The following is an 864-nucleotide window of genomic DNA, read 5'->3' as shown; positions in this document are numbered from 1 at the left end:
GGCACGCCTGGCCCAGGAAGCGCAGGCCGAGAAGGTCAAGCGTGACCAGGAACTCAACCGTCAACAGCAGGAAAAGGCCGAGGCCAAGGCCCGTGCCGCGCAGGTCAAGCAATTGATCGAGACCTCGCGCCTGCCCAAGTTGACCACCGAGGACTACTACAACTTCGTCGATGACAAGAAGGTCAAACGCCTGTCGGTCAATACCTTGATGCGCAACAAGCTGAGTAACGGCTCGTTGGCGATTGTCCATCACGGCGGTAGTTACGAAGTGATCCCGCGCGAAGCTGCGCTGAAAATCCAGGAACGCGCGCCTGAGCGTATCGTCCAGCTCAATATCCTCACTGAGGCCCAAGTGCCGGATGAGGACGATCCATACGCCGCCTACCAGATCCCTGACGATCTGATGTGGTAAGGCTGTAACAAGGCTTCACCTGTAGGAGCGAGCTTGCTCGCGAGAAACTCAAGGGCGCCGCGTTCATCCAGGATGCCAGCGTTATCGTTGACGATCTTCGCGAGCAAGCTCGCTCCTACAGGTTTACAGCGATCAGGCCCTTTCGGCCGTGGTCTCGAACTCGAAGGCCAACTCGCCATCCTTCAAGTCGATATGCACCACGCCACCATGGTCGGAGAGCTCGCCAAACAGGATCTCTTCGGCCAACGGCCGCTTGATCTTGTCCTGGATCAGGCGCGCCATTGGGCGCGCGCCCATTGCCGCGTCGTAGCCACCCTCGGCGATCCAGCTGCGTGCCGCTTCCGTCACTTCCAACTGCACGCGCTTGTCTTCCAACTGCGCCTGAAGCTCGGTAAGGAACTTGTCCACCACGCTCTTGATCACCTCATGGCTGAGGCGACCAAACTGGATAA

At 58.9% G+C, this 864-nt stretch carries 1 protein-coding gene and 1 pseudogene; one reads left to right on the top strand and one right to left on the bottom strand.

Annotated features, from left to right (window positions below; all coding sequences use genetic code 11):
• Nucleotides 1-412, top strand: a 412-nt coding sequence (locus ASU03_RS18960; protein ID WP_057833281.1) for a DUF2058 domain-containing protein, incomplete at its 5' end; no start/stop codon positions are given.
• 132 nt (nucleotides 413-544) lie between these two features.
• Here ASU03_RS18960 and clpA read toward each other — a convergent pair.
• Nucleotides 545-864: pseudogene (gene clpA / locus ASU03_RS18955) on the bottom strand (ATP-dependent Clp protease ATP-binding subunit ClpA); the annotation flags it as partial.

It is taken from the genome of Colwellia sp. TT2012 (assembly GCF_001440345.1).
Taxonomy (GTDB): Bacteria; Pseudomonadota; Gammaproteobacteria; order Enterobacterales; family Alteromonadaceae; genus Colwellia.
Note: the sequence above shows the minus strand (reverse complement) of the source record. Positions and strands in the feature narration are given on the sequence as shown.